At 57.7% G+C, this 24,431-nt stretch carries 29 protein-coding genes; 12 read left to right on the forward strand and 17 right to left on the reverse strand.

What is annotated here, in order from left to right:
* Positions 1-43: 43 nt before the first annotated feature.
* Together DFO52_RS12985 and DFO52_RS12990 are read right to left on the reverse strand one after the other, a co-directional pair.
* Entirely contained in the window at positions 44-736 is a 693-nt protein-coding gene (locus tag DFO52_RS12985) for a response regulator (RefSeq protein ID WP_023309148.1), read from the reverse strand.
* Positions 726-2,351, reverse strand: a complete 1,626-nt coding sequence (locus DFO52_RS12990) for a sensor histidine kinase (RefSeq protein WP_166642363.1) — start codon at positions 2,349-2,351, stop codon at positions 726-728. The genes DFO52_RS12985 and DFO52_RS12990 overlap by 11 nt, the downstream gene beginning before the upstream one ends.
* Before the next feature lie 345 nt (positions 2,352-2,696).
* On the opposite strand from DFO52_RS12990, the gene DFO52_RS12995 reads away from it, so the two are divergent.
* The 8 genes from DFO52_RS12995 to citG are packed head-to-tail and all read left to right on the forward strand — an operon-like array spanning position 2,697 to position 10,008.
* Positions 2,697-4,058, forward strand: a complete 1,362-nt coding sequence (locus tag DFO52_RS12995) for a 2-hydroxycarboxylate transporter family protein (protein WP_133550521.1) — start codon at positions 2,697-2,699, stop codon at positions 4,056-4,058.
* Positions 4,059-4,075: 17 nt separating this feature from the next.
* Complete coding sequence (locus DFO52_RS13000; protein WP_133550522.1) at positions 4,076-4,939, forward strand: fumarylacetoacetate hydrolase family protein; 864 nt, start codon at positions 4,076-4,078, stop codon at positions 4,937-4,939.
* 13 nt (positions 4,940-4,952) lie between these two features.
* The gene (citC, locus tag DFO52_RS13005) at positions 4,953-5,975 is read left to right on the forward strand and encodes a [citrate (pro-3S)-lyase] ligase (protein ID WP_059347684.1); all 1,023 of its coding nucleotides are present in this window, start codon (positions 4,953-4,955) and stop codon (positions 5,973-5,975) included.
* A gap of 16 nt (positions 5,976-5,991) precedes the next feature.
* Positions 5,992-6,285 (forward strand): citrate lyase acyl carrier protein, encoded by a 294-nt coding sequence (gene citD / locus DFO52_RS13010; protein WP_008499773.1) that lies wholly within the window; start codon positions 5,992-5,994, stop codon positions 6,283-6,285.
* On the forward strand, positions 6,282-7,157 hold the full coding sequence (citE, locus tag DFO52_RS13015) for a citrate (pro-3S)-lyase subunit beta (RefSeq protein ID WP_047646329.1): 876 nt from the start codon (positions 6,282-6,284) through the stop codon (positions 7,155-7,157). Before citD ends, citE begins: the two co-directional genes overlap by 4 nt.
* 10 nt (positions 7,158-7,167) lie before the next feature.
* The gene (gene citF / locus DFO52_RS13020; RefSeq protein ID WP_023309142.1) at positions 7,168-8,691 is read left to right on the forward strand and encodes a citrate lyase subunit alpha; all 1,524 of its coding nucleotides are present in this window, start codon (positions 7,168-7,170) and stop codon (positions 8,689-8,691) included.
* The gene (citX, locus tag DFO52_RS13025) at positions 8,688-9,227 is read left to right on the forward strand and encodes a citrate lyase holo-[acyl-carrier protein] synthase (protein ID WP_133550523.1); all 540 of its coding nucleotides are present in this window, start codon (positions 8,688-8,690) and stop codon (positions 9,225-9,227) included. Before citF ends, citX begins: the two co-directional genes overlap by 4 nt.
* A complete protein-coding gene (gene citG, locus DFO52_RS13030) occupies positions 9,205-10,008 on the forward strand; it encodes a triphosphoribosyl-dephospho-CoA synthase CitG (protein WP_133550524.1) in 804 nt (267 codons plus the stop codon). The genes citX and citG overlap by 23 nt, the downstream gene beginning before the upstream one ends.
* A gap of 79 nt (positions 10,009-10,087) precedes the next feature.
* Here the strand turns inward: citG and DFO52_RS13035 are convergent, their stop codons facing one another.
* The 4 genes from DFO52_RS13035 to mutY form a co-directional block, all read right to left on the reverse strand.
* Positions 10,088-11,344 carry a nucleoside permease gene (locus tag DFO52_RS13035; RefSeq protein ID WP_029740744.1) on the reverse strand — a complete coding sequence of 419 codons (1,257 nt, stop codon included), beginning with the start codon at positions 11,342-11,344 and terminating at the stop codon, positions 10,088-10,090.
* Positions 11,345-11,569: 225 nt separating this feature from the next.
* Positions 11,570-12,646, reverse strand: a complete 1,077-nt coding sequence (gene mltC, locus DFO52_RS13040) for a membrane-bound lytic murein transglycosylase MltC (RefSeq protein WP_045355622.1) — start codon at positions 12,644-12,646, stop codon at positions 11,570-11,572.
* Positions 12,647-12,702: 56 nt separating this feature from the next.
* Complete coding sequence (locus tag DFO52_RS13045; protein WP_003862425.1) at positions 12,703-12,975, reverse strand: oxidative damage protection protein; 273 nt, start codon at positions 12,973-12,975, stop codon at positions 12,703-12,705.
* A 26-nt stretch (positions 12,976-13,001) separates the two neighbouring features.
* On the reverse strand, positions 13,002-14,054 hold the full coding sequence (gene mutY / locus DFO52_RS13050) for an A/G-specific adenine glycosylase (protein ID WP_183128635.1): 1,053 nt from the start codon (positions 14,052-14,054) through the stop codon (positions 13,002-13,004).
* A gap of 144 nt (positions 14,055-14,198) precedes the next feature.
* On the opposite strand from mutY, the gene trmB reads away from it, so the two are divergent.
* From trmB to DFO52_RS13065, 3 genes are read left to right on the forward strand one after another with little or no spacing between them, the layout of a single operon-like run.
* Entirely contained in the window at positions 14,199-14,918 is a 720-nt protein-coding gene (gene trmB, locus DFO52_RS13055; protein WP_029739764.1) for a tRNA (guanosine(46)-N7)-methyltransferase TrmB, read from the forward strand.
* The gene (locus tag DFO52_RS13060; protein WP_023333354.1) at positions 14,918-15,244 is read left to right on the forward strand and encodes a YggL family protein; all 327 of its coding nucleotides are present in this window, start codon (positions 14,918-14,920) and stop codon (positions 15,242-15,244) included. Before trmB ends, DFO52_RS13060 begins: the two co-directional genes overlap by 1 nt.
* A 56-nt stretch (positions 15,245-15,300) precedes the next feature.
* Positions 15,301-16,017, forward strand: a complete 717-nt coding sequence (locus DFO52_RS13065) for a DUF2884 domain-containing protein (RefSeq protein ID WP_023309135.1) — start codon at positions 15,301-15,303, stop codon at positions 16,015-16,017.
* An 82-nt stretch (positions 16,018-16,099) separates the two neighbouring features.
* Here the strand turns inward: DFO52_RS13065 and DFO52_RS13070 are convergent, their stop codons facing one another.
* From DFO52_RS13070 to DFO52_RS13095, 6 genes are all read right to left on the reverse strand, one after another.
* On the reverse strand, positions 16,100-16,438 hold the full coding sequence (locus DFO52_RS13070) for an endonuclease domain-containing protein (RefSeq protein WP_133550525.1): 339 nt from the start codon (positions 16,436-16,438) through the stop codon (positions 16,100-16,102).
* A gap of 63 nt (positions 16,439-16,501) precedes the next feature.
* Positions 16,502-17,644 (reverse strand): radical SAM family heme chaperone HemW, encoded by a 1,143-nt coding sequence (gene hemW, locus DFO52_RS13075; protein WP_133550526.1) that lies wholly within the window; start codon positions 17,642-17,644, stop codon positions 16,502-16,504.
* Entirely contained in the window at positions 17,637-18,230 is a 594-nt protein-coding gene (locus tag DFO52_RS13080; protein ID WP_048979374.1) for an XTP/dITP diphosphatase, read from the reverse strand. Before DFO52_RS13080 ends, hemW begins: the two co-directional genes overlap by 8 nt.
* Before the next feature lie 3 nt (positions 18,231-18,233).
* Positions 18,234-18,530 (reverse strand): DUF167 family protein YggU, encoded by a 297-nt coding sequence (gene yggU / locus DFO52_RS13085; protein ID WP_023333349.1) that lies wholly within the window; start codon positions 18,528-18,530, stop codon positions 18,234-18,236.
* On the reverse strand, positions 18,527-19,093 hold the full coding sequence (locus tag DFO52_RS13090) for a YggT family protein (protein WP_010435467.1): 567 nt from the start codon (positions 19,091-19,093) through the stop codon (positions 18,527-18,529). The genes yggU and DFO52_RS13090 overlap by 4 nt, the downstream gene beginning before the upstream one ends.
* 21 nt (positions 19,094-19,114) lie before the next feature.
* A complete protein-coding gene (locus tag DFO52_RS13095) occupies positions 19,115-19,816 on the reverse strand; it encodes a YggS family pyridoxal phosphate-dependent enzyme (RefSeq protein WP_133550527.1) in 702 nt (233 codons plus the stop codon).
* Between the two features lie 17 nt (positions 19,817-19,833).
* Between DFO52_RS13095 and DFO52_RS13100 the strand changes: the two genes are divergently transcribed.
* Entirely contained in the window at positions 19,834-20,814 is a 981-nt protein-coding gene (locus DFO52_RS13100; protein WP_133550528.1) for a type IV pilus twitching motility protein PilT, read from the forward strand.
* 10 nt (positions 20,815-20,824) lie between these two features.
* On the opposite strand, the gene ruvX is transcribed toward DFO52_RS13100, so the two are convergent.
* From ruvX to endA, 5 genes are all read right to left on the reverse strand, one after another.
* The gene (gene ruvX / locus DFO52_RS13105; RefSeq protein ID WP_029739223.1) at positions 20,825-21,241 is read right to left on the reverse strand and encodes a Holliday junction resolvase RuvX; all 417 of its coding nucleotides are present in this window, start codon (positions 21,239-21,241) and stop codon (positions 20,825-20,827) included.
* On the reverse strand, positions 21,241-21,801 hold the full coding sequence (locus tag DFO52_RS13110) for a YqgE/AlgH family protein (protein WP_008499752.1): 561 nt from the start codon (positions 21,799-21,801) through the stop codon (positions 21,241-21,243). The genes ruvX and DFO52_RS13110 overlap by 1 nt, the downstream gene beginning before the upstream one ends.
* Before the next feature lie 87 nt (positions 21,802-21,888).
* Positions 21,889-22,836 carry a glutathione synthase gene (gshB, locus tag DFO52_RS13115; protein WP_029739222.1) on the reverse strand — a complete coding sequence of 316 codons (948 nt, stop codon included), beginning with the start codon at positions 22,834-22,836 and terminating at the stop codon, positions 21,889-21,891.
* A 19-nt stretch (positions 22,837-22,855) separates the two neighbouring features.
* Positions 22,856-23,587 carry a 16S rRNA (uracil(1498)-N(3))-methyltransferase gene (gene rsmE / locus DFO52_RS13120; RefSeq protein ID WP_010435451.1) on the reverse strand — a complete coding sequence of 244 codons (732 nt, stop codon included), beginning with the start codon at positions 23,585-23,587 and terminating at the stop codon, positions 22,856-22,858.
* Positions 23,588-23,638: 51 nt separating this feature from the next.
* Positions 23,639-24,346: a deoxyribonuclease I gene (gene endA, locus DFO52_RS13125; RefSeq protein WP_133550529.1), complete on the reverse strand. Its 708-nt coding sequence runs from the start codon at positions 24,344-24,346 to the stop codon at positions 23,639-23,641.
* Positions 24,347-24,431 lie beyond the last annotated feature (85 nt).

The raw sequence follows: 24,431 nt of genomic DNA on the forward strand, positions 1-24,431 counted from the left end.
GCCCTCACCCTAACCCTCTCCCACAGGGAGAGGGAACGTTTCATCAAACCGCACTACGCTTGTACATCCTCCTCGGATGCCCAATCTTGCCGTACAGCATCTCCACCGTCAGAAAACCCGCCTCTACGCAGTGTTCCAGATAGCGCCGGGTGGTGGTTTTGCTTAACCCCGTTTCGCTCACCACCTCATCCACGGTAAAGCAGTGCGTTGCCTTGTCGTTGAACAGCGTCTGCACCCGCGCCAGCGTATTTTCCTCAATGCCTTTACTGCCGTTGTCCAGGCGGTAGTTTTTCGCCTGGAGCTGATACAGCGAATCCACGTTCTGCTGGTCGACAATCTTCCAGACCCGCTGCTGTTCTGCAAACTGCACGAACCGCTCCAGCGACTGGCTGAGCCGCTTCCAGGAGACGGGTTTGAGGATGTAGTCGAACGCGCCGTTGCGAATCGCCTGGCTGCAGGTGTCCATATCGCTGGCGGCAGTAATAAAAATCACCGAGCAGTTGGCGCGGGCCAGCATGGGGTTATTGATAAGCGAGATACCTTTGCCGTCCGGCAGGTAGTTATCCAGCAGCATCAGCTGCGGCTGTTTGCTTTCAAGCTCTGCCTGGGCCGCAGCCAGCGACGAGGCAATGCCTACCAGCCTCAGACGCGGATGTTTGCCTATCAGCTCCGCGTGCAGTTGCGCCAGTTCGTTCTCGTCTTCAACAATCAGTACGTCGATAAGTTCATGTTGCATAGTCGGTGTCTTCCAGTTGCCGGGCGGTTCCCGTGGCCGGGATAAACAAGGAGAAAATGGCGCCGCGCGGGGTATTATCGGCAACTTCTATCGCGCCGCCAGCCTGTGAGACATAGCTTTCGATCAGATACAGGCCAATCCCATGATCGCCGCGCGTTTTGGTGGTGATGCCGCGTTCAAAGATCCGGTCACGGATCGCCGGTGCAATGCCAACGCCCTGGTCGGCCACTTCAATAATCAGCTCCTGTTCGCTGAGTTTTATTAGCACCTCTACCGGCGCATGAGGAAGCGGCGATCGCTGCGTCGCTTCGATGGCGTTATCCAGCAGGTTGCCAATAATTGAAATCAGCTCCTGCTCCCCAAGGGGCTGGAACGGCCTGTCCAGCCGACAGGCCGGGTCGAAACTGAGCTCGACGCCTTTCTCCCGCGCGCGGGCGGCTTTTCCGAGCAGCAGGCCGCACAGGGTCGGGGAGCAGAAGCGCGAAGAGATAAAGTCCAGCAGCTCCTGAGCATGCTCCGACTGCGCCTGAATGTAGCCAATGGCTTCCTCATAGCGGCCCATATGCAGCAGGCCGGAGAGGGTCGTCATCCTGTTTAACTGCTCATGGCGCATAATGCGCAGGTTATCGACATAGCGTTTTACCTGGCTGAGCTGGGCGCTCAGCGAGTCGATCTCGTTGCGATCGCGGAAGGTGATCACCCAGCCCTGCAGCGACCCCTCAAGCATGATGTGCACCCGGCTGGCAATTACCGTGAGATCGTTAAAACGGCAAATCTCGTCATGGGTATCTTTCGCCAGCATCGTCTGCGTGTCGAAGAACGGGACCGGATCGATCACCTGGCTTATTAGCTGTCCGCGCAGCTCGCGGGCCGGCTGGCTCAGACCCAGCAGTTTGCGCGCCGCCTGGTTGATGACTTCAATCCGCCGCCGATCGTCAATGGCAATCACCCCTTCATAAATAGATTCCATCATCGCCTTCTGCTGGCGCACCAGCAGGCCGATCTCTCGCGGCTCAAGGGAGAAGATCTGCTTCTTGATGCTGCGGGTAAAGAACCAGGAGAAGATAAAGAGAGCGATCAGCAGCAGCACGGCGGCAATCAGGATATTGACCACCTTACTGACGGTAATGGTATCAAGGTAGCTGGTGAGATAGCCTACCGAAACAATGCCGACCACCTGTCCGGCAGCGTTAAAGATGGGGGCTTTACTGCGCAGCGAAATGCCCAGCCCGCCTTTGCGGATGGTGGTGGTGCTTTTGCCCTGCAATACGGCTTCATTGTCTCCGCCAACCAGGGTAGTGCCCACTCTGTCGGCAAAGACGGAGTGAAAAAGATGCTGCCCTTTATTATCACCAATCACAATAAAGCTTGCGTCGCTGTGCGCAGAAATCTTCTGCATAAAATCATGGATGGCGGAGATATTCTTTTGTTCAACTTCATTACGCAATGTCGGAATAAGCGCAATCTCTTCAGCCTGTATTTTGGCTCGCGTACTCATTTCCTGATAAAGCTGTTTACCGACGTCGGCATAATAATATCCGCCCAGTAGCGCAAAAAGTACTGAGAAAAAGGCAACCAGCGAAATAAACAACTTGATCTGGAAAGAGACTTTCATAACTATCACGCGAGGTAGCAGCAAAGATCGCCAATATATCATCTTTTTTCGCGCGGACGCCCGCTTTGCCGAAAACTTGTGATCCCTTGCACAGCGGGCGCTGTAAAAGAGTTATCCTAAAGGCTAACGTGCTTCGGGCTGCGCGAATAAATGTTATTTGTTTGTTCAATTCGGAAAAGAAACCATAAAAACCACGGCAATAAATAAGGTATAAATCACATTAAATAAAAGAAACCATTAAAACCATAGCTGCCATTAAAACTTCGCTTTTAATATGCCATTCCTCACATAAAGTAAGCCTTTGTGACTCTAAGCTGAACGCACAAAATAACCAAGGGGCTTATTATGAGCACAACTGACGATTCTTTCTCTGTTACCCACGACCCGATTGAAATTCAGCGACCTTCGCTCAAAGAGCGCTGGTGGCATATTATGGATACCTGGAAAATTGGGATTATTCCTCTGCCGCTGTTCGTTCTGGCGGGCGCGCTGATTGCGATTGATTGCCTGGGCGGAAAGCTGCCGAGCGATATCGTGGTGATGGTGGCCACGCTGGCCTTCTTCGGCTTTGCCTGCGGCGAGTTTGGCAAACGCCTGCCGATTGTCGGCAAACTCGGCGCGGCGGCGATTTGCGCCACCTTTATCCCTTCCGCGCTGGTCTACTATGGCCTGCTGCCGGACGTGGTGGTCGAGTCCACCACCAAGTTCTACAAATCCACCAACATTCTCTATCTCTATATCTGCTGCATTATCGTCGGCAGCATCATGAGCATGAACCGCACGGTGCTGATTCAGGGCTTCCTGCGCATCTTCTTCCCGATGCTGTGCGGCGAAATCGTCGGCATGATTGTTGGCATGGGCGTTGGTATGGCGCTTGGGCTTGAGCCGTTCCAGATCTTCTTCTTTATCATTCTGCCGATTATGGCGGGCGGCGTCGGGGAAGGGGCAATCCCGCTTTCCATCGGCTATGCCACCCTTCTGCACATGGACCAGGGCGTGGCGCTCGGCCGCGTGCTGCCGATGGTCATGCTCGGCGGTCTGACGGCAATCATCATCTCCGGCTGCCTGAACCAGCTCGGTAAACGCTATCCGCACCTGACCGGCGAAGGCCAGCTGATGCCTAACCGCGCGAATGCCGATGCTACCGTCTCTCAGCCTGCGTTTTCCGGCAAAGCGGACGTCACCACTATCGCCTCCGGCGCGCTGCTGGCGGTGCTGCTCTACATGCTGGGCATGCTCGGCCACAAGCTGATTGGCCTGCCTGCTCCGGTCGGCATGCTGTTTATGGCGGTGCTGGTGAAGCTCTGCAACGGCGCCTCTCCGCGCCTGCTGGAAGGCTCGCAGGTGGTGTACAAATTCTTCCAGACCTCCGTGACCTACCCAATCCTCTTCGCCGTCGGCGTGGCCATCACCCCGTGGCATGAACTGGTGGCGGCGTTCACCGTCAGCAACCTGCTGGTGATTGTCAGCACCGTTTCCGCACTGGTGGCGACCGGCTTCTTCGTCGGCAAAAAAATTGGTATGCACCCGATTGACGTCGCCATCGTCTCCTGCTGTCAGAGCGGCCAGGGCGGTACCGGCGACGTGGCGATCCTGACCGCAGGCAACCGCATGAGCCTGATGCCGTTCGCCCAGATTGCTACCCGTATCGGCGGGGCGATTAACGTCTCTATCTCACTGCTGATTCTGGGCAACTTCCTCGTTTAAGTTTTCAGGAAAGAACAATGAAACTCGCAAGCTTTTTATACCAGGGAAAACGCAGCTACGGCATCGTCCAGGCCGACGGCGTGATTGATTTAGGCCGCCGTATCGGCGACCGCTACAGCGACCTCAAAGCGCTGCTGCAGGGCAACGGGCTGGCGCAGGCCACCCGTTACCTGAACGACGCCGTGGACGTGCCGCTGAGCGCCATCACCTTCTTACCGGTGATCGTGCAGCCGGAAAAGATCCTCTGCGTGGGCATGAACTACGCCGACAAGCGCAAGGAGTTTGACCAGCATAACCCGGCTCCGACGCTGTTTGTCCGCTTCCCCGATTCACAGACCGGCCACAACGAGCCGGTGCTGAAGCCGCGCCATTCTAGCGAATTCGACTACGAAGGCGAGCTGGCGGTGATCATCGGTAAAGGCGGGGAGAACATCAGCCGCGACGACGCCCTGCGCCACGTGGCGGGCTACAGCTGCTACATGGATGGCTCCGCCCGCGACTGGCAGCACACCTGGTTTACCGCCGGTAAAAACTGGCGCAAAACCGGCGCGTTTGGGCCGTGGATGGCGACGGCGGACGAGATCCCGGATCCGCACCAGCTTGCGATCCGCACCTGGCTGAACGGCCGCATGGTGCAGGAAGACAACACCAGCAGCATGATCCACAAGGTTGCGGAGCTGATCGAGTACATCAGCACTTTCACCCGCCTCAGCCCGGGCGACGTGATCATCACCGGATCTCCGGGCGGGGTGGGTAAAAAGCGCAATCCGCCGCTGTTTATGAAGGAAGGGGATCGCATTGAGGTGGAGATCGAGCATATCGGTCATCTGAGCAACGTGATCGTGGAAGCGCCAGCCGTCGGGCTTGCGGCAGCACATTAAGTAAGGCGGCAGCATGCACTCGCAACCCATTGATTTTCGCCACACCGTCGTGGCGAAACACCCGGAACGCTTAAGCCAGATCCGCTACCTGCTGGCAGACAGCGGCCTTGGCCTGGACAACGACATCACGCTGTTTGTCGAAGCCTGGTCCGGCTCGCAGCTGGTGGGTTGCGCAGGGCTTGCTGCCAACGTCATCAAATGCGTGGCGGTTAACGAGCAGCTTCGCGGCGAGAACCTCAGCGCGCGGCTGCTTGCAGAGGTGGAAAATGCGGCGCTGGAGTGCGGCCATTTTCATCTCTTCCTCTGCACCCGTCCGTGCAACCGGGAGCGCTTTGCCCGCAGCGGCTTCTGGCCGATTGCCCAGAGCGGGAACAACGCGGTGCTGATGGAGAACACCCCGCAGGGGATCGAACGCTACTGCCGTTCCCTGCGCGCGAAGCGCAAGTGCGGGGAGAACATTGGCGCGATAGTGATGAACGCCAATCCGTTCACCCTCGGCCACCGCCATCTGGTTGAGCAGGCGGCGCAGCGGTGCGACGCCCTGCACCTGTTCGTGGTGCGTGAAGACGCCTCGTTCTTCCCGTTCAGCGCGCGCCTCGAGATGGTGCGCGCGGGCGTGGCGCATCTGCCGAACGTGGTAGTGCATGAAGGCTCGCAGTACATCATCTCCCGCGCCACCTTCCCGGCCTACTTCCTGAAGGAGACCGGCAAAGTGCAGCAGGCGTGGAGCGAGATCGACGTGCTGATCTTCCGGGACTTTATTGCCCCGGCGCTGGGCATTACGCACCGCTTCATCGGCTCGGAGCCGTTCTGCGATATCACCCGCCAGTACAACCAGACGCTGCACGACCTGCTGGCCTCGCATATCGAGGTGGTGGAAATGCCGCGCATCAAGGCCACCGGCAACGCTATTTCAGCGTCCGAAGTGCGCCGCTTACTGAAGACACAGCAGTTTTCCCGGATCCGGGAGATTGTCCCGGACTCCACCTTCGCGCATCTCGAAACGCATTACCGTGCGAGTGCGGAAGTCGCTTAACTACCAGGAATTTATCATGAAAATTGTAAGGGAGGCGCTGGCCGGAACGCAGGAGTCCAGCGACCTGATGGTGAAAATCGCTCCCGCTCACGGCGAGCTGGAGATAGTCATCCACAGTGAAGTGATTAAGCAGTTTGGCGAGCAGATTCGCCAGGTGGTCAACGACACGTTGCGCGCCATGAACGTGCATCAGGGATTAATCATTATTGAAGACAAAGGGGCGCTGGACTGTGTGATTCGCGCCCGCCTGCAAAGCGCGCTGATGCGTGCCGCCGATGAACAGGCCATCAACTGGGGGGCGCTGAAATGAGCAAACTCCGCCGCAGCATGCTGTTCCTGCCGGGCGCCAACGCCGCCATGCTCTCAACCGCCTTTATCTACCGTCCCGACTCCATCATGTTTGATCTTGAGGACGCCGTCGCCCTGCGCGAGAAGGATACCGCGCGCATGCTGGTGTTCCACGCCCTGCAGCACCCGATGTATCAGGATATCGAAACCGTGGTGCGCATTAACCCGCTCAGCACGCCGTTTGGCCTGCTGGATCTGGAAGCCGCCGTGCGGGCCGGCGTGGACGTGATCCGCCTGCCGAAAACCGACACGCCGGACGATATCTACGAGCTGGAAGGCCACCTTGAGCGCATCGAGCAGGAGTGCGGCCGGGAGGTCGGTTCCACCCGCGTGATGGCGGCGATTGAATCGGCCATTGGCGTCATCAACGCCGTGGCGATTGCCCGCAGCTCTCCGCGCCTCATCGGGATTGCGCTGGCCGCCTTTGACTACGTGATGGACATGCAGACCGAGCGCGGCGACGGCACCGAGCTGTTCTACGCCCGCTGCGCCGTGCTGCACGCCGCCCGCGCGGCGGGCATCGACGCCTTCGACGTGGTGTGGTCAGACGTTAACGACGAGGCAGGGTTCCTGCGCGAGGTCGATCTGATCCGCAAGATGGGCTTTAACGGCAAATCGCTGATTAACCCGCGCCAGATTGACCTGCTGCACAACGCCTACGCCCCGACTCAGGATGAGGTGGATCACGCCAAAAGGGTGATTGAGGCGGCAGAAGAGGGCGAGCGTAACGGCCTGGGCGTGGTGTCGCTCAACGGCAAAATGGTGGATGCACCGATTATTAACCACGCGCAGGTGGTGCTGGAGCGCGCGGCGGCCTCCGGCGTGCGTCGGTAAGGATAAAATAATGAATCAGACAGAACTTCTTCACGTGAATTTTCCCCATCTGCGGGACTTAAAACCCTTTGATACCGCCCACAGCGCCACGCCGTGGCTGGCGGACAGCGACGCGAAGCACAGCCGCAAGCTCTGCGCCTCTGTTGAAGAGGCGGTGATGCGAAGCGGCCTGCAGGACGGGATGACCATCTCCTTCCACCACGCGTTTCGCGAAGGCGACCGGGTGATCAACACCGTCGTGGCGCTGCTGGCGCGAATGGGTTTTAAAAACTTAACGCTAGCCTCCAGCTCGCTGATGACCTGCAACGACGCGCTGATCGAGCATATCGAAAGCGGCGTCATCACCCGGATATACACCTCGGGCATGCGCGGCAGGCTGGCGGATGCCATCTCCCACGGGCTGATGGACGAGCCGGTGCAAATCCACTCCCACGGCGGGCGCGTGAAGCTGCTCCAGGACGGCGAGCTGAACATCGACGTGGCGTTTCTCGGCGTGCCGTGCAGCGATGAGTTTGGCAACGCCAACGGCACGCACGGTAAATCGTGCTGCGGCTCGCTCGGCTACGCCATGGTGGACGCGCACTTTGCCCGCAAGGTGGTGCTGCTGACCGAGGAACTGGTGCCGTTTCCGAATATGCCCGCCAGCCTGGTGCAGGACCAGGTGGACTACATCGTGCAGGTTGAAAGCGTGGGCGACCCGGCGAAAATCAGCGTTGGCGCGGCGCGCGTCACCAGCAACCCGCGCGAGCTGATGATCGCCCGCTATGCGGCGGACGTCATTGAACACTCCGGCTACTTCAAACCTGGCTTCTCGATGCAGACCGGCTCCGGCGCGGCGGCGACCGCCTGCACGCGCTTTATGGAAGAGAAGATGGAGCGCAGCGGCGTGAAGGCGCGCTTTGCGCTTGGCGGCATCACCGGCAGCCTGGTGGATCTGCACGAGAAGGGGCTCATCGAAAAGCTGCTCGACACCCAGTGCTTCGACGGCCAGGCGGCGGCCTCGCTGGCGCGCAACCCGAACCACGTGGAGATCTCCACCAACGTCTACGCCAACCCCGGCAGCAAGGCGGCAAGCTGCGACCAGCTCGACGTGGTGATCCTCAGTGCGCTGGAAATCGACGTTGATTTCAACGTCAACGTGATCACCGGCTCCGACGGCGTGATGCGCGGGGCGTCCGGCGGACACTGCGACGTGGCCGCCGCGGCAAACCTGACCATCGTCGTCGCGCCGCTGCTGCGCAGCCGCATTCCAACGGTAGTGAAGCGCGTCACCACGCGCCTCACGCCGGGCGAAAGCATCGACGTGCTGGTCACCGACCACGGCATTGCGGTCAACCCGGCGCGCCCGGAGATCCGCGAGCGCCTGCTGGAAGCCGGGCTCAAAGTTGTGGATATCAGCGCGCTTTACGAGCGGGCGATTTCCCTGACGGGCGTACCGAAACCGATTGAATTTACCGACAAAATCGTCGGGGTGATCCGTTACCGCGACGGCAGCGTGATCGACACCGTACGACAGGTGAAGGAGGAAGTGTGACTTTAGCGACACTCGTACGGGCGGGTGTCAGCCTGGATGAACTGCTGGCGGCGAAAGAGCGCCGCGCAGCGCGCCAGGCTGACATGCTTGCGCACTATCAACAACCGGTGATTTCCCTCACGCTGGTCACGCCAGGGGAAATCAAAGACAGCCTGCGCTATCGCAATACCATGGGCGTGGCGCTGCAAATGTGCGACCAGCTGCTGTGGGAAAACCGCTGGCCGGTGCTGGACCGCCAGGTGCTGTGGCTCCCGACCGGGCCAGAAGCCCTGTGGTGCGTGGCCCATCCGGCGGCGGAAATCAAAGCGCATTGTGCGGATCTGGAGCAGACGCACCCGCTCGGCAGGCTGTGGGATCTGGACGTGATCTGCCCTCAGCATGGCCACGTCGGGCGTCAGTCGCTGGGGGCGAATCTCAGACGCTGCCTGATCTGCGACGAACCCGCTCACGCCTGCTCCCGTTCGCGAAAGCATCCTGTTGAGGCGGTAGTTTCCCGCGTGGAGAAGACGATCGATGACTGGTTTGCTCGCGACTAAATCTCGTCCGGCTGACGTGCCCGCGCTTGCCGAGGCGGCGCTGTGGCAGGAGCTGGAGCTGACGCCCAAGCCGGGTCTGGTGGACAAGCTCAATAACGGTTCCCATCGCGATATGGACCACGCGCTGTTCGTCCGCAGCATTGCGGCGATTACCCCGTGGTTTTCGCGCTTTGCCGAACTCGGTAACGCGCATGCAGATAAACCCGCTGACGCACAGCTTCGCATTATCCGCCCGATGGGGATGGCCTGCGAGCAGGCGATGTACGCCGCGACGAACGGAGTGAACACCCACAAGGGCGGGATTTTTGCCCTGGGTTTACTTTGCTTCGTCGCCGGGCGTGTGAAAAATATCTCCGCAGACAGCCTCTGCTGTGAGGTGAGTAACATCTGCAGCGGGCTGGTATCGCGGGAGCTGGCCGCGCGCAGCGGACAGGCGACGGCGGGCGAGCGGCAGTTTCAGCAGTACGGCTTAACCGGCGCGCGCGGAGAGGCGGAAAGCGGCTTTGCGACGGCGCGTAGGGCGCTGGCGCAGTGGAACGGACACTCTCTTCACGGCCTGCTGCTGCGCCTGATGGCGGTCAATCAGGACAGCAATCTTGTGTCGCGCGGCGGCATTGAAGGGCTGCGCTACGTTCAGGGCTACGCGCGGGAATTACTGGCTAACGGCTGGGATCGCGAGGCGCTGCTTAAGATGGATAAGGCATTGATTGAACGGAACCTGAGCCCGGGCGGCAGCGCGGATTTGCTGTCGGTGGGGTGGGTGCTCTCTGCAATAAAATAGCCGGGTGGCGGCTTCGCCTTACCCGGCCTACGGTCTGGTTTTGTAGGCCCGGTAAGCGCAGCGCCACCGGGCACAACAATCAATGCGCAATAGGCTGCGCACCGTGCGGCTCGCGCACGTGCTTGTACTTGAACAGCGCGATAAACGCGAAGAACAGCACCAGCGAGTACGCCGCGAAGATCAGCCACACGGGCTGCCAGTTAGTGATGCCGTTGGTGGTGTACATCTCAACCACTTTACCGCTCACTACGCCGCCCAAAATACAGCCGAAGCCGTTGGTCATCATCAGGAACATGCCCTGCGCGCTGGCGCGGATTTCAGGCTTCACCTCTTTTTCCACAAACACCGAACCGGAGATGTTGAAGAAGTCGAAGGCGCAGCCGTAAACGATCATCGACAGCACCAGCAGCACGGTGCCGAACGCGCTCGGGTCACCGTAGGCGAACAGGCCGAAGCGCAGCATCCACGCAGCGATACTGATCAGCATGACGTTTTTGATGCCGTAGCGGCTCAGGAAGAACGGGATGGTCAGAATGAACAGCGTCTCAGAGATCTGAGAGATGGACATCATCACCGACGCATGTTCAACGATAAAGCTGCCGGAGAACAGCGGGTTGTTATCGAAGCTGTGCAGGAAGGTGTTGCCGAACATGTTGGTGATCTGCAGCTCTGCGCCCAGCAGCATGGAGAAGATAAAGAAGATCGCCATGCGTTTGTTTTTAAACAGCGCGAACGCGTCCAGGCCGAGCATGGTGCTCCAGCTCTGGTTTTTCTGCTGGTTAGAAACCGGAATGGTTGGCAGCGTCAGGGTGAAGATCGCCAGCACCACGGAGAGCGCCGCACCGATATAGAGCTGCATATGGCTCAGTTCGAAGCCAGCGAAGCTCACGCCCCACATCGCCATGATAAAGCCGATGGTGCCCCAGATACGGATTGGCGGGAAATCGGTCACGATATCCAAATCCGCGGATTTCAGACGGTAGTAGGAGATGGTGTTGATCAGGCCAAGCGTTGGCATATAGGCCAGCGAGTTAAGCAGGATCACCATGAACATCGCCCCCGGCGTGGTCACCTGGGCTGCCATAAACAGCGTCCCCGCGCCCACCAGATGGCAAAGCATGTACAGCCATTTCGCACTCAACCATTTATCCGCCACGATACCCAGCAGCGTTGGCATGAAGACAGCTGCAATACCGAGCGAGCTGTATACGGCACCGATTGACGCACCGTCGAACTTGAGCGTCACAAACATATAGGAGCCGAGTGTAGTCAGCCAGCTACCCCACAGGCAGAACTGCAGAAACGACAAAATTTTAAGCTGCAGCTTAAGGTTCATGTTACTTTCCTCACAAGTGAGCGGGAGATATGTTGTTTTGGGAACATTCAGGGTTGTTATTTGATGCAATTCTATCAGTTGGCAACGATATGTTTTGTTACCTCCCGCAAAAAAATGCAATCCACATTAATTTGCAGTTTGGATTGTGATGCAAATAACATTTTCGTATGGGTGTTCAAGTTCCCTCTCCCTTTTGGGGAGAGGGTTAGGGTGAGGGGTAGTTTTCTAGCGACGACGGTAGTTCTTCTGCGCCGTATTCACCTTATACAGATAGCGACGGGATTCCGCAGACGGGTGGCGGGTGGTGAGGGTTGAGTAGACATCCCCCGGCGCCATGCTGTTGATGATGTTCGCGGCCTGCACCTTGTCATTCGAGAAGACGCGCAGCACGCTGCCCGCGCCGCCGTTATAGGCGGTGATCACCGCATAGCGGCGCGACGTTGGGTTATCAATTCCGCCCAGGTACACATTGTTCAGCATCGCCAGATAGGCCGTGCCGGTATCAATGTTGCTCTGCGGATCGAACAGATAGCTGCGGCTCGGCGTGCCGGATTTCCCCTGCGCGCGGAAGACGTCTTTACCGGCGCTGTGCTGGACAACCTGCATCAGCCCCAGGGCGTCGGAACGGCTTACCGCGTACGGGTTAAACGAGGATTCGGTCTGCATAATTGCCAGGATCAGCGACTCATCCACGCCGTACTTGCGCGAGGCCTGACGCACCATCCCAATGTACTTATGCGCACGCTTGTCGAGGTGGTTCGGGACGAGGTTGATGGTGACGCTGTAGATAATCTTCAGGCCGTTAGAGCGGCTTTTCAGGCGTGTCTGCAGCAGGTAGTCGGCAAATTTCGTGGCGCGACCTTCCCAGCGGATCGGCTGACCGGTCTGATCGACAACCTGGCCGTACAGAAACGGCTCTTTCGAGATCGTGATATCGTCGGCATCTGAGTAGAGATCGATAGATCCCGGGTCGTCACCCATCAGCAGGGTTTTGACGATCGCCTGACGGAGTCGTGCCGCAGGGTCGGTTCCTGCGATGGTCTCAACCGTGATCGTACCCTCATCAAAGTTGATGTGGCTTCGGGTCTGATAGGCGTCGGTGTACTTAACGTAGTCCTTAGGTCCGGCAATAAGAACTTCGTTAAATCCCCATATATTCTCGATGTTGTGGGCAAACTGCCCCATCAAAATGTCAAAACCGTTGGTGTCCTTGATCCAGGCTTCGTTGTAATCTTCGCCTTTTTTTGACGAACACGAGACAAGCAACGGCGCAACAAGGGCTAGCGCTAAAAGTTTTTTCATCATTCCGGGAGTGCGTGTTGTGTTTGCTTTAACGGCGGGGGTTCCCCCGCACGCTGTTATTTTTCCGGTGGCGTATAGCCTTCGATGTGCACGTCTTTACCTTCGAACAGGAAGTTCACCATCTCCTGCTCCAGCAGCTTGCGGTGCTCCGGGTTCATCATGCTGAGTTTTTTCTCGTTGATCAGCATGGTCTGCTTTTTCTGCCACTGTCCCCAGGCTTCTTTGGAGATTTCATTGTAGATGCGTTTACCCAGGTCGCCCGGATAAAGCTGGAAATCCTGGCCTTCAGCGTCACGCTGCAGGAAAGTACAAAAAATCGTTCTGGCCATACTCATTCCTCTTTTTCTTGTCGATGCTAAACCATTGCACCGGCACGTAATTGCTGTAACAGGCGCTCCACGGGAGCCGCCAGTCCGACTGATGGCGGTTGCGCTAAGTTATACCAGAGAGCGGTGCCTTCATCCATGCACGAGACAAATGACGACACGGGAAGCCACATGGGGACAATATCCAGGTGGAAATGGCTGAAGGTATGGCGAAACGCGGTCAGCTGCGTCAGGTTATCGGCAGCAATTCCGCGCTGTTTAAGCCATTCACGCAGCAAGTCTTCATTTTCAAACTGTGGGAAGCAGTATAGACCACCCCACAGGCCGCTCGGTGGACGCTGGGCGAGGAAGACCTCGTCGCCGTGCTGCATCAGCAGCATATAGCCGGTGCGCTCCGGCAGCGTCTGTTTGGGTTTCTTACCCGGATATTGCGCCCACGAATGGTTGGCATACGCCACGCAGAGATTATTCACCGGGCAGAGTTCGCATTTTGGTTTTGAGCGCGTGCAGACCATCGCGCCGAGATCCATCATCGCCTGGTTGAAACGCTCGACGCCGTTGGCCGGGGTGACCGCTTCACTTATTTCCCAAAGACGTTTTTCAACGTCCTTCTTCCCCGGCCAGCCGTCGACGGCGTAGCAGCGTGCCAGCACGCGCTTCACGTTGCCGTCGAGGATCGGGAAATGCTTGCCTAAAGACAGGGAGAGAATGGCGCCTGCGGTTGAACGTCCTACGCCGGGAAGATCGGCCACCTCATCGAAGGTTTCCGGGAATTTCCCGTTGTGGCGCGTCGCGACCTGCTGTGCGGCCTTGTGAAGGTTACGCGCGCGGGCGTAATAGCCAAGACCGGTCCACAGATGAAGGACCTCGTCCAGCGGGGCGTTGGCCAGATCGGTCACCGTCGGGAAGCGCGCCATAAAACGCTCGAAGTAAGGAATGACCGTGGCGACCTGCGTTTGTTGCAACATCACCTCGGAGAGCCATACTTTGTAAGGCGTTTTTTCAATTTGCCAGGGCAGGGTTTTACGCCCGTATTTGTCGTACCAGTCCAGCACCTGGGCTGAAAATTGAGAGGCTTGCATGGTCATCGATTCGCATAATCAGGGACGCAGATTGCAGCACAGCGTCAATCTGCTGTAAACCGGATCTTTCCCATGCTTGCATAGAAGCCTTAACTTTGGATAATGCCCGTTTCCCGAACATTCTCACAAGCAGACAACTCTTCTATGAAAAACGACGTCATTTCACCGGAATTTGATGAAAACGGTCGCCCGCTGCGCCGTATTCGCAGCTTTGTCCGCCGTCAGGGCCGCCTGACAAAAGGGCAGCAACATGCGCTGGACAACTACTGGCCGGTGATGGGCGTTGAGTTCAGCGAGCAGCCTCTGGACTTTACCGAGCTGTTTGGCCGCGAAGCACCCGTCACGCTGGAAATCGGTTTTGGTATGGGCACCTCGCTGGTGACCATGGCGAAAGCGCGACCGGAGCAGAACTTCCTCGGTATCGAAGTTCACTCTCCGGGCGTGGGGGCATGCCTGGCAACGGCCCATGAAGAGGGCGTTGAGAACCTGCGCGTGATGTGTCACGACGCGGTGGAAGTGCTGCATAAAATGATTCCTGACAATTCTTTAACCATGGTTCAGCTCTTTTTCCCTGACCCGTGGCACAAAGCACGTCATAATAAACGCCGTATCGTTCAGGCACCGTTTGCCGAGCTGGTGAAAAGTAAGCTGAAGCTGGGCGGTGTCTTCCATATGGCGACCGACTGGGAACCGTATGCGGAACATATGCTGGAAGTGATGTCGTCGCTGGACGGGTATAAAAACCAGTCTGAGAGCAACGACTATGTACCGCGTCCGGAATCGCGTCCGGTAACGAAATTTGAACAGCGTGGCCATCGTCTTGGTCACGGTGTATGGGACTTAATGTTCGAGAGGGTGAAATAATGGCAAAGAATCGTAGCCGTCGTCTGCGTAAAAAGATGCACATCGAAGAATTCCAGGAAGTGGGCTTCTCCGTTGCGTGGCGTTTCCCGGAAGGCACCAGTGTAGAACAGATCGATCGGGACGTGGATGCGTTCATCAATGACGTGATTGAGCCAAACAAGCTGGCCTTCGACGGTAGCGGCTACCTGGCATGGGAAGGTCTGATCTGCACCCAGGAAGTGGGTAAATGCACCGAAGAACATCAGGCGCTGGTACGTAAATGGCTTGAGGACCACAAGCTCGAAGATGTCCGCGTCAGCGAACTTTTCGACGTTTGGTGGGACTAATAAAGCAGTAAGGGGCCAGCATTAGCTGGCCCATTTTGTCTGAGGGAGTGTTTAAGATGCGCAAAACGTTGCTGGCTGTTGCTTTGATGGCAACCGGATTCACCGCCCATGCGGATTATCAATGTAGCGTCACCCCGCGTGATGACGTGGTGTTAAGCCCGCAAACCGTGCAGGTCAAAGGCGAGAACGGCAATCTGGTGATTACGCCGGATGGTAACGTGACGTTTAACGGCAAGCCGCAAAACCTGACTGCCGCGCAGCGCGAGCAGGCGAAGGATTACCAGGCTGAGCTGCGTACCGCACTGCCGTGGATTAACGACGGCGCGCTGACCCGCGTTGAGAAAAGCCGCGTCGCGCTGGATAAGATCATTACTAAAGAAGTGGGTGAGAGCAGCAACATGCGCACCCGCCTGACGAAGCTCGATAAGCAGCTTAAAGAGCAGATGAACCGCATTATCGAGACGCGCACCGACGGCCTGACGTTCCACTACAAGGCGATCGATCAGGTCCGCGCTGACGGGCAGCAGCTGGTGAATCAGGCGATGGGCGGCATCCTGCAGGACAGCATCAACGAAATGGGGGCGAAAGCCGTACTGAAAGGCGGCGGTAACCCACTGCAGGGCGTGCTGGGCAGTCTGGGCGGCTTGCAGACATCCATTCAGAACGAGTGGAAGAACCAGGAAGATGATTTCCAGCAGTTCGGCAAGGACGTGTGTAAACGCGTGGTGTCGCTGGAAGATAGCCGGAAGGCGCTGGTGGGGACGCTTAAGTAAGATCTCTGCGCGCTGGGCCCCTCACCCCGGCCCTCTCCCCATGGGAGAGGGTGTAATCGTTCCCTCTCCCTGTGGGAGAGGGTTAGGGTGAGGGCATCAGGCATTGCAGTCGCTGCAGAATAGCCATCAATACCACCTCCTCATTAGCCCTGAATTCATTATTCCAGAACCTTACGACTTCCCATCCGTTCGTATTCAAAAACGCGGTACGACGTGAATCATAGTCCTCTTCACCCTGATGTTGTCCCCCATCCAGCTCAACGATCAGTTTCGCCTTAAAGCAGGCAAAATCGACGATATAGGTCCCAATCGGTATCTGACGGCGAAACTTATACCCAAAGAAACGACGACCTCTGAGCAAATACCAGAGGCGTAATTCTTCGGGCGTCATTTCTTTGCGGAGTTGTTTTGATTTTTCCATCCCCACACTCTGCAAGCCTTTCCATCAGCAGGCAGAACGGGATGCAAAATCCTGAATCAGCCTTCAGGATTCTTCGGCGAGGAACAGCTCAAGAAGGGAATTTAAGAACAGCTTGCCGTGCTCGGTGATCTGCCAGTATTCCTCACTCTCGGTGAGATACCCCTGCGCCAGCGCCTCGTCAATCTGTGGACGAATCACCGACTCCGGCAGCCCGGTGTAACGCGCAAATTCCGCGCGCGGCGCGGCTTCCAGCAGACGGAAGCGGTTCATAAAGAACTCAAACGGCTTATCCGCCGCCTCAACGTCGTGCTGACGCTCCAGGTAGCGGCCTTCCATGTATCCACGCGGGTGGCGGGTTTTGGCGGTGCGCAGAATGCGCCCGTCCGGGAAGGTCACCTTGCCGTGCGCGCCGCAGCCAATTCCCAGGTAGTCGCCAAAGCGCCAGTAGTTCAGGTTGTGCTGGCACTGATAGCCCGGCTTCGCGTACGCGGACGTTTCATACTGCTGATAGCCCGCAGCGGTTAGAAGCCTGTGACCCTGCTCGAAGATATCCCACAGCGCGTCGTCGTCCGGCAGCACCGGCGGGCGGGAACCGAACAGCGTGTTTGGCTCGATGGTGAGCTGATACCACGACAGGTGCGGCGGGTTCAGTTCGATCGCCTGGCGCAGGTCGTCCAGCGCCTCTTCCAGCGACTGATCCGGCAGGCCGTGCATCAAATCCAGGTTAAAGCTGCGAAGGCTCAGCCCGGTCGCCAGGTTTGCCGCGCGCTTCGCCTCTTCCGGGCCGTGAATGCGCCCCAGACGTTTTAGCTTCGGTTCGCTAAAGCTCTGCACGCCGATGGAGATGCGGTTCACGCCCGCGCGCTGATACTCGACGAAACGGTCGGCCTCAACGGTGCCGGGGTTGGCTTCCATCGTAATTTCCGCATCCGCCGCCAGGTTCAGGCGCGCGCGCACGCCGTCCAGCAGCGTCTGCATTGCCGGGCCGGACAGCAGGCTCGGCGTACCGCCACCAATGAAAATGGTCTTAACTTCACGTCCCTGTGCGTAAGCGACATCGGCGTCCAGGTCGGCCAGCAGATGCGCAACGTAGTCATCGTGCGGCACTTCGCCCTTCAGCGCGTGAGAGTTGAAATCGCAGTATGGGCATTTCTGCACGCACCACGGGATGTGAATATAAAGACTCAGAGGCGGCAAATTAGCCATTACGCAGTGCTTCCAGTAACAGTTTCAGCGCGCGTCCACGGTGGGATATCGCGCTTTTCTCTTCGCGGGTCAGTTCCGCAGCGGTTTTGCCCTCGGTCGGGACAAAGAAAATCGGGTCGTAGCCAAAGCCGCCGTTGCCAGCTGCTTCACGGGTTATCACGCCCGGCCAGCTGCCGTGACAGACGATCGGCGTAGGGTCTTCCGCGTGACGCATATAGACCAGCACGCAGTGGAACTGCGCGGTGCGCTGCTCGTCCGGGACGTCTTTCAGGGCGACAAGCAGCTTTTCCAGATTCTGCTGGTCGGTGGCGTCCACGCCGGAATAGCGTGCAGAGTAAATCCCCGGTGCACCGCCCAGGAAGTCCACGGCCAGGCCGGAGTCGTCGGCAATCGCGGGCAGGCCGGTAATCTGTGCAGCGTGACGCGCTTTCAGGATCGCGTTTTCGATAAACGTCAGCCCCGTCTCTTCGGCGGACTCCACGCCAAGATCGGTCTGGGCGACCACGTCCAGCCCAAAATCATTTAATAGCGAGGCCAGCTCGCGCACTTTACCGGCGTTGCCGGTCGCGAGAACAACTTTCTGCATGGTTTAGTCCTGTTCTTTCAGAGCCGCGACTTCCGTCGGGATAGATTGCGGATTAAGGATTTTTACCTGTTTATGTCGCCCAAGTTCACCTTTTTCAATGATGACCTGGCTTTTGGCGACGCGAAACTGTTTAGCCAGATATTTGGTCAGATGCGCGTTCGCCTGGCCGTCAACCGGCGGGGCGGTGATGGCGACTTTTAACTCGTCGCCATGCAGCCCAACAATACTGTCACGGCTGGCTTTTGGCTGAATATACAGCCGCAAAACCAGCCCGTCAGCGCAGGTGCTTACGGCACTCATAGCGCCATCCACAGCCCCGGCAGCAGCATATTGCCCGTGGACTGTAACAGCTCAGCGATCCCCATGTTGACCACATAGAGCAGCAGAACCAGGATCATCGGCGAGAAATCAATACCGCCCATCGAAGGCAGCAGGTTGCGAATCGGGCGCAGCAGCGGCTCGGCCAGTTGGATCAGCGCATATTCTACCGGACTACGGCCCTGGCTTACCCAGCTCATGATGGCCATGACCAGCAGCACCCAGAAAATCAGCAGGCCGACGGTTTTGACCAGAATCAGGACCGCGGCAATCCAGATAATCGGCTGGAAGGTGATGACCATAAACAGCACGATCGCTTTGATAACGCTCAGAATAAACGCCACCAGCAGCGACGAACTGTCGATGGGACCCATCGCCGGGATAATGCGGCGCAGCGGTCCAACAACAGGTTGCGTGATTTTCACGACAAACTGCGAGAACGGATTGTAAAAATCACAGCGGGCCCACTGCATCCAGACGCGCAGCAAAAGCGCCATCGTATACAGCTCAAGCACTGTTGAGAGCAGGAAAGTCAACGTCTTCATGGCGTTCCTCAGGTTTCCTTATTATTTTGAGTAGTCGCGCGCACCGAAAATTGCCGTACCGATGCGCACCATAGTGCTGCCTGCCGCGATGGCGGCTTCCATATCATCCGACATGCCCAGTGAAAGCGTGTCTACCGTGTTATAGCGCGCTTTAAGCGCCTCAAATGCTACAGCCATTTGCTGTGCCACGGCAAACTGCCTTTCATAACTTGACTCAGGCGCCGGAATTGCCATCAGCCCGCGCAGGGTTATGCGCGGAAGGGCAGCCACCTCTGCGGCGAGCGCATCCAGTTCGCTCAGCGCAATGCCGGACTTGCTGTTTTCGTCGCTGATGTTGACCTGAATCAGCACGTTAAGCGCGGGCATCTCTGCCGGACGCTGGTCGTTCAGGCGGGTAGCAATACGCAGGCGGTCGATGGTGTGGCACCAGTCGAAGTGCTCTGCCACCAGACGGCTTTTGTTCGACTGCAGCGGGCCAATAAAGTGCCACTGCAGATCCGTCTTCCCCTGTTCCAGGAAGTAGCGAATTTTATCCACGCCTTCCTGCACGTAGTTTTCACCAAACGCCCGCTGGCCTGCATCAATAGCTTCTGCGATGGCGCTCGCAGGCTTGGTTTTGCTGACTGCAAGCAGCGTAATTTCTTCTGAAGCACGGCCGCAGCGCGCTGCGGCGGCTGAGATTTTGTCCCGGACCTGTGCCAGGTTATGCGCAATGTCGTTCATTTTCCGAGGAGTAGTCTATGGATGTGGAAGAAATTGTGGCCCTTAGTGTAAAGCATAACGTCTCCGATCTACACCTGTGCAGTGATTCGCCGCCGCGCTGGCGCAGATTAGGCCGGCTTGAACCCGCTCCCTTTCCGCCTCCCGACGTTGGGGCGTTATTAAAAGCATGGCTTAACGATGAGCAGCAGGGAACATGGTGGGCAAAGGGGCAGGTGGATTTTGCCGCGACGGTAACGGGAGGCCAGCGTCTGCGCGGCAGTGCCTTTAAGCAGATGAGCGGTATCTCTGTGACGCTGCGGCTGTTGCCGCGTAGCTGCCCGCAGCTCCCTTCGCTGGGCGCGCCGCGGGCGATTCCGGAACTGTTGTGCAATGACGCCGGGCTGATTCTGGTGACTGGGGCGACCGGCAGCGGCAAATCCACTACGCTGGCGGCGATGGTCGATTTTCTCAACCACCATGCTGACGGCCATATCCTCACGCTTGAAGATCCGGTGGAGTTTATCTACCAGAGCGAACGTTGCCTGATCCAGCAGCGGGAGATAGGCCAGCACAGCCCGTCATTTGCTGAAGCGCTGCGCAGCGCCTTACGCCAGGATCCGGACGTTATTCTGCTGGGGGAGCTGCGCGACAGCGAAACGATCCGCCTGGCGCTGACGGCGGCGGAAACCGGACATCTGGTGCTGGCGACGCTGCATACGCGCGGGGCATCGCAGGCGATTGAACGGCTGGTCGATACGTTCCCGGCGCAGGAGAAAGATCCGGTGCGTAACCAGCTGGCCGGCAGCCTGCGGGCGGTGCTGGCGCAGAGGCTGCTTCCCGATCTACAGGGCGGGCGCGTCGCGTTGTATGAACTGCTGGTGAACACTGCGGCGGCGGCGAATTTGATTCGCGAAGGGAAAACGTGGCAACTGCCCGGGATCATTCAAACCGGTCAGCAGGCAGGAATGCAGAACTTTGATCAGAGCCTGGCGGAGAGACGGGCGCAGGGGCGGCTGTAGGCCCCTGTGGTTAAAAGCCCTGGTCGAAATAGCTTTCGAGGATAATCACGGCAGAAGCGGAGTCCACGCTGCCTTTGTTGAGCGCACGGAAGCCGCCGTGCTCAAACAGGCCCGCACGCGCTTCGACGGTGCTGAGACGCTCGTCGTGAAGCTTCACGGAGACGCCAAAGCGGCCATGGATTTTATTAGCGAACTTACGCGCCCGGGCGGTAAGCGGCTGTTCTGTACCATCCATGTTCAGCGGCAGCCCAACAATCACGTCATCCGGCTGCCACTCTTTGAGCAGACGCTCGATAAGATTCCAGTCTGGTGTGCCGTCATTAGCCTTCAGGGCCGTGAGCGGACGCGCGGTACCGGTGATGCGCTGACCCACGGCGACGCCAATGCTTTTGGTACCAAAATCGAAGGCCAGAAGCGTTCCGCTCATCAGGCGTGCCCCGCTACGCCAGGCATGGTCAGGATATCAATGCCAATCAGCTTCGCCGCGTCACGCCAGCGATCGGCGATAGGGGTTTTAAACAGGATATTCATGTCCGCAGGCGCCGTAAGCCAGGCGTTATCGAGGATCTCTTGCTCAAGCTGGCCTTTCTCCCACGACGAATAGCCCAGCGCCACCAGCACTTCAGAAGGCTGCTCTGCGGTGCCCAGCGTTTCAAGCACGTCGCGCGAGGTCGTGATGACGGTGTTATCCGAAATTCGAATACTGGAAGAGAATACCGGCGGCGTATGCAGGATAAAGCCGCGATCTTCTGCAAGAGGTCCACCCAGCATCACCGGTTTATCAAGCCGGATTTCCGGCAGTCGCGCTTCAGCCGGTATTTTCAGCTTGTCCAGAATTCCTTCAACCTGAAGATTTTCCAGTGGTTTATTGATGATAATACCCATCGCGCCGTCTTCATTGTATTCACAAATATAAACCACGGCACGGCGAAAAATCGGGTCCTGGAGAGCAGGCATGGCAATAAGAAAGTGATGCTGTAAATTCATTGTCAGAGGTACTGTTTCCTGGTTTAAAAAGCGACAGCGCCCAGTATGGGGACAAACACAGGCGCTGTCACTAATAGTATTGTTAGGTTATTTCTGTAAACGTTTTTCGATAGCGTCCATCAGCATTCCGGTGATCGAAATCGGGAATTCCGCTTCAATTTCACGAATGCAGGTCGGGCTGGTGACGTTCACTTCGGTCAGACGATCGCCGATGATATCCAGGCCAACGAAGATCAGGCCTTTGGCTTTCAGCGTTGGGCCAACGCGGCGGGCAATTTCCCAATCGCTTTCGGTCAGCGGGCGCGGCTCGCCGCGGCCACCGGCTGCCAGATTACCTCGGGTTTCGCCACCCTGCGGAATACGTGCCAGGCAGTAAGGAACCGGTTCGCCATCCACCACCAGAACGCGTTTGTCGCCGTCTTTGATCGCCGGAATATAGTTCTGCGCCATGCAGTAACGCGTGCCGAGTTCGGTCAGCGTTTCGGCAATCACGCCAATGTTCGGATCGCTCTCTTTCACGCGGAAAATCGACGCGCCGCCCATGCCGTCCAGCGGCTTCATGATGATATCGCCGTGCTTCTGCCAGAATTCCTTCAGCTGCGCTTTGCTGCGGGTCACCAGGGTTTCCGGCGTCAGGTCAGAGAACCAGGCGGTGTAGAGCTTCTCGTTGCAGTCGCGCAGGCTCTGCGGCTTGTTGACGATCAGCGTGCCTTTCTCTTCTGCACGCTCAAGGATGTAGGTGCTGTAGATGTATTCGGTGTCGAACGGCGGATCTTTACGCATCAGGATAACGTTGAGGTCGGCCAGGGCAATGTCCTGCTCGGTGCCGAATTCGTACCATTTGTCGTAGTTCTGCTCGACGTTAACGATGCGGGTGCGCGCGCGCGCTTCACCGTTGATCAGGTAAAGATCGTTCATCTCCATATAGTGGAGTTCATAGCCGCGACGCTGCGCTTCCAGCAGCATGGCGAAGCTGGAATCTTTCTTGATGTTAATGTTTGCGATGGGGTCCATCACGATGCCGAGCTTGATCATGTTCTTCTCCGTTAATGCTTCAACCCAGATCGCCAAACCGTACCTGTAGCGCGGTAATGGCCGTGAGTGCCGTTGTCTCAGTGCGCAGAACGCGAGGTCCCAACAGAATATCAGTAAACTGGTAACGTGCCGTCATCGCAATTTCGTCCGCCGACAGGCCGCCTTCGGGGCCAATCAGCAGGCGTACGCGCTCGACGGGCAGGGGCAGCGTATTGATGCTGGCGCTGGCGCGCGGATGAAGATTGAGCTTCAGCCCACTGTCCTCTTCTGCACACCAGTCCTCCAGATCCATCGCCGGGCGGATCTCCGGAATACGATTGCGGCCGCTCTGTTCGCAAGCCGCAATGGCAATTTTCTGCCACTGCTGGATCTTTTTGTTCAGACGTTCCGCATCCAGTTTAACGCCACAGCGCTCAGAAAAAAGTGGCGTAATGAGGCTTACACCCAGTTCAATGGATTTCTGAATGGTGAACTCCATTTTCTCACCGCGCGACATCACCTGGCCCAGATGGATGTGCAGCGGTGATTCCCGATCATCCACTTCGCCACGCAGGACGTTAACGTGTACGCTTTTTTTATCAGACCGCGTGATTTCCGCGTCGAAAACCTGGTTCGAGCCGTCGAACAGCTGTATTGCCTGACCTGCGCCCATGCGCAGCACGCGGCCAACGTGGTTGGCGGCATCATCAGACAGGGCGATTTCACGGCCTGCGGTAATCAGTTCAGGATGGTAAATGCGGGGAATGCGCATAGTCAGAAATTCCATGTGTCATGCGATATAAGCGAATGGCCGTAGTGTAGGTTAGCTCTTTTGCGCCTGGCAAGCCCGCTGGACGTAAGGGTTGTGATTCCCCTGGACTCTGGCGATACGTTCGTCGCGCTGGCATTCCCACTCCGTCACCGGGTACTGCTTGTCCCAGGCGTTGAACAGCTGCGTCTGCTGGCGTGAAAGGTTGAGGTCATAACGGTCACGCATATAGAAGTAGGTACGGGCGATACTGCCGCGCGCGCGGGCAGGGGGCTCGGCGACTTTCTCTTTAAAATCAACCTTCATACCGCACTGGCCGTACTGGCCTTCGCCACCGTTCCACTGGCTGTACATAAAGTTGCCGCGATCGCCGTTCACTTCGCCTACCGCAGGCTGCAGGTTATGCATATCGCTTTCCATCTGGCGGTAAACCGGATCTTTGGAACAGTTTTTACGTCCGCCGTCCTGCCAGCACTGGCGCTGGTGGCCAAACTGCCAGGCCGGAACGACATGCTCCCATTCGATACGGCTGGCGCGGTTTTCGTTTTTACGCACCTTATAGCCGCAGGACTCAAGGTCAACGATCCCTTTTTTACCCTGCCAGTTAATTTTACAGCCGCAGTAGAAATCGCCAGGCACATCGGCGTTTACCTTCACGCCTGCTGCCTTAGCCTGGGAAAAACTGTTGATACCGTCGGCCAGAGCATGGCCTGAGAGCGCCGTCGTCAGAAAGGCGACCGCGAGAGAAAAATTACGGGACATCTTAAACTCCGTGTCAAAACGAGCCCGCAACGTAACGAATGTTGTTCCCGTATGCAATCAGTCAGATCAGGAAAGTTCCTGAAAG

The organism is Enterobacter sp. AG326 (genome assembly GCF_004362415.1).
GTDB lineage: Bacteria > Pseudomonadota > Gammaproteobacteria > Enterobacterales > Enterobacteriaceae > Enterobacter > Enterobacter asburiae.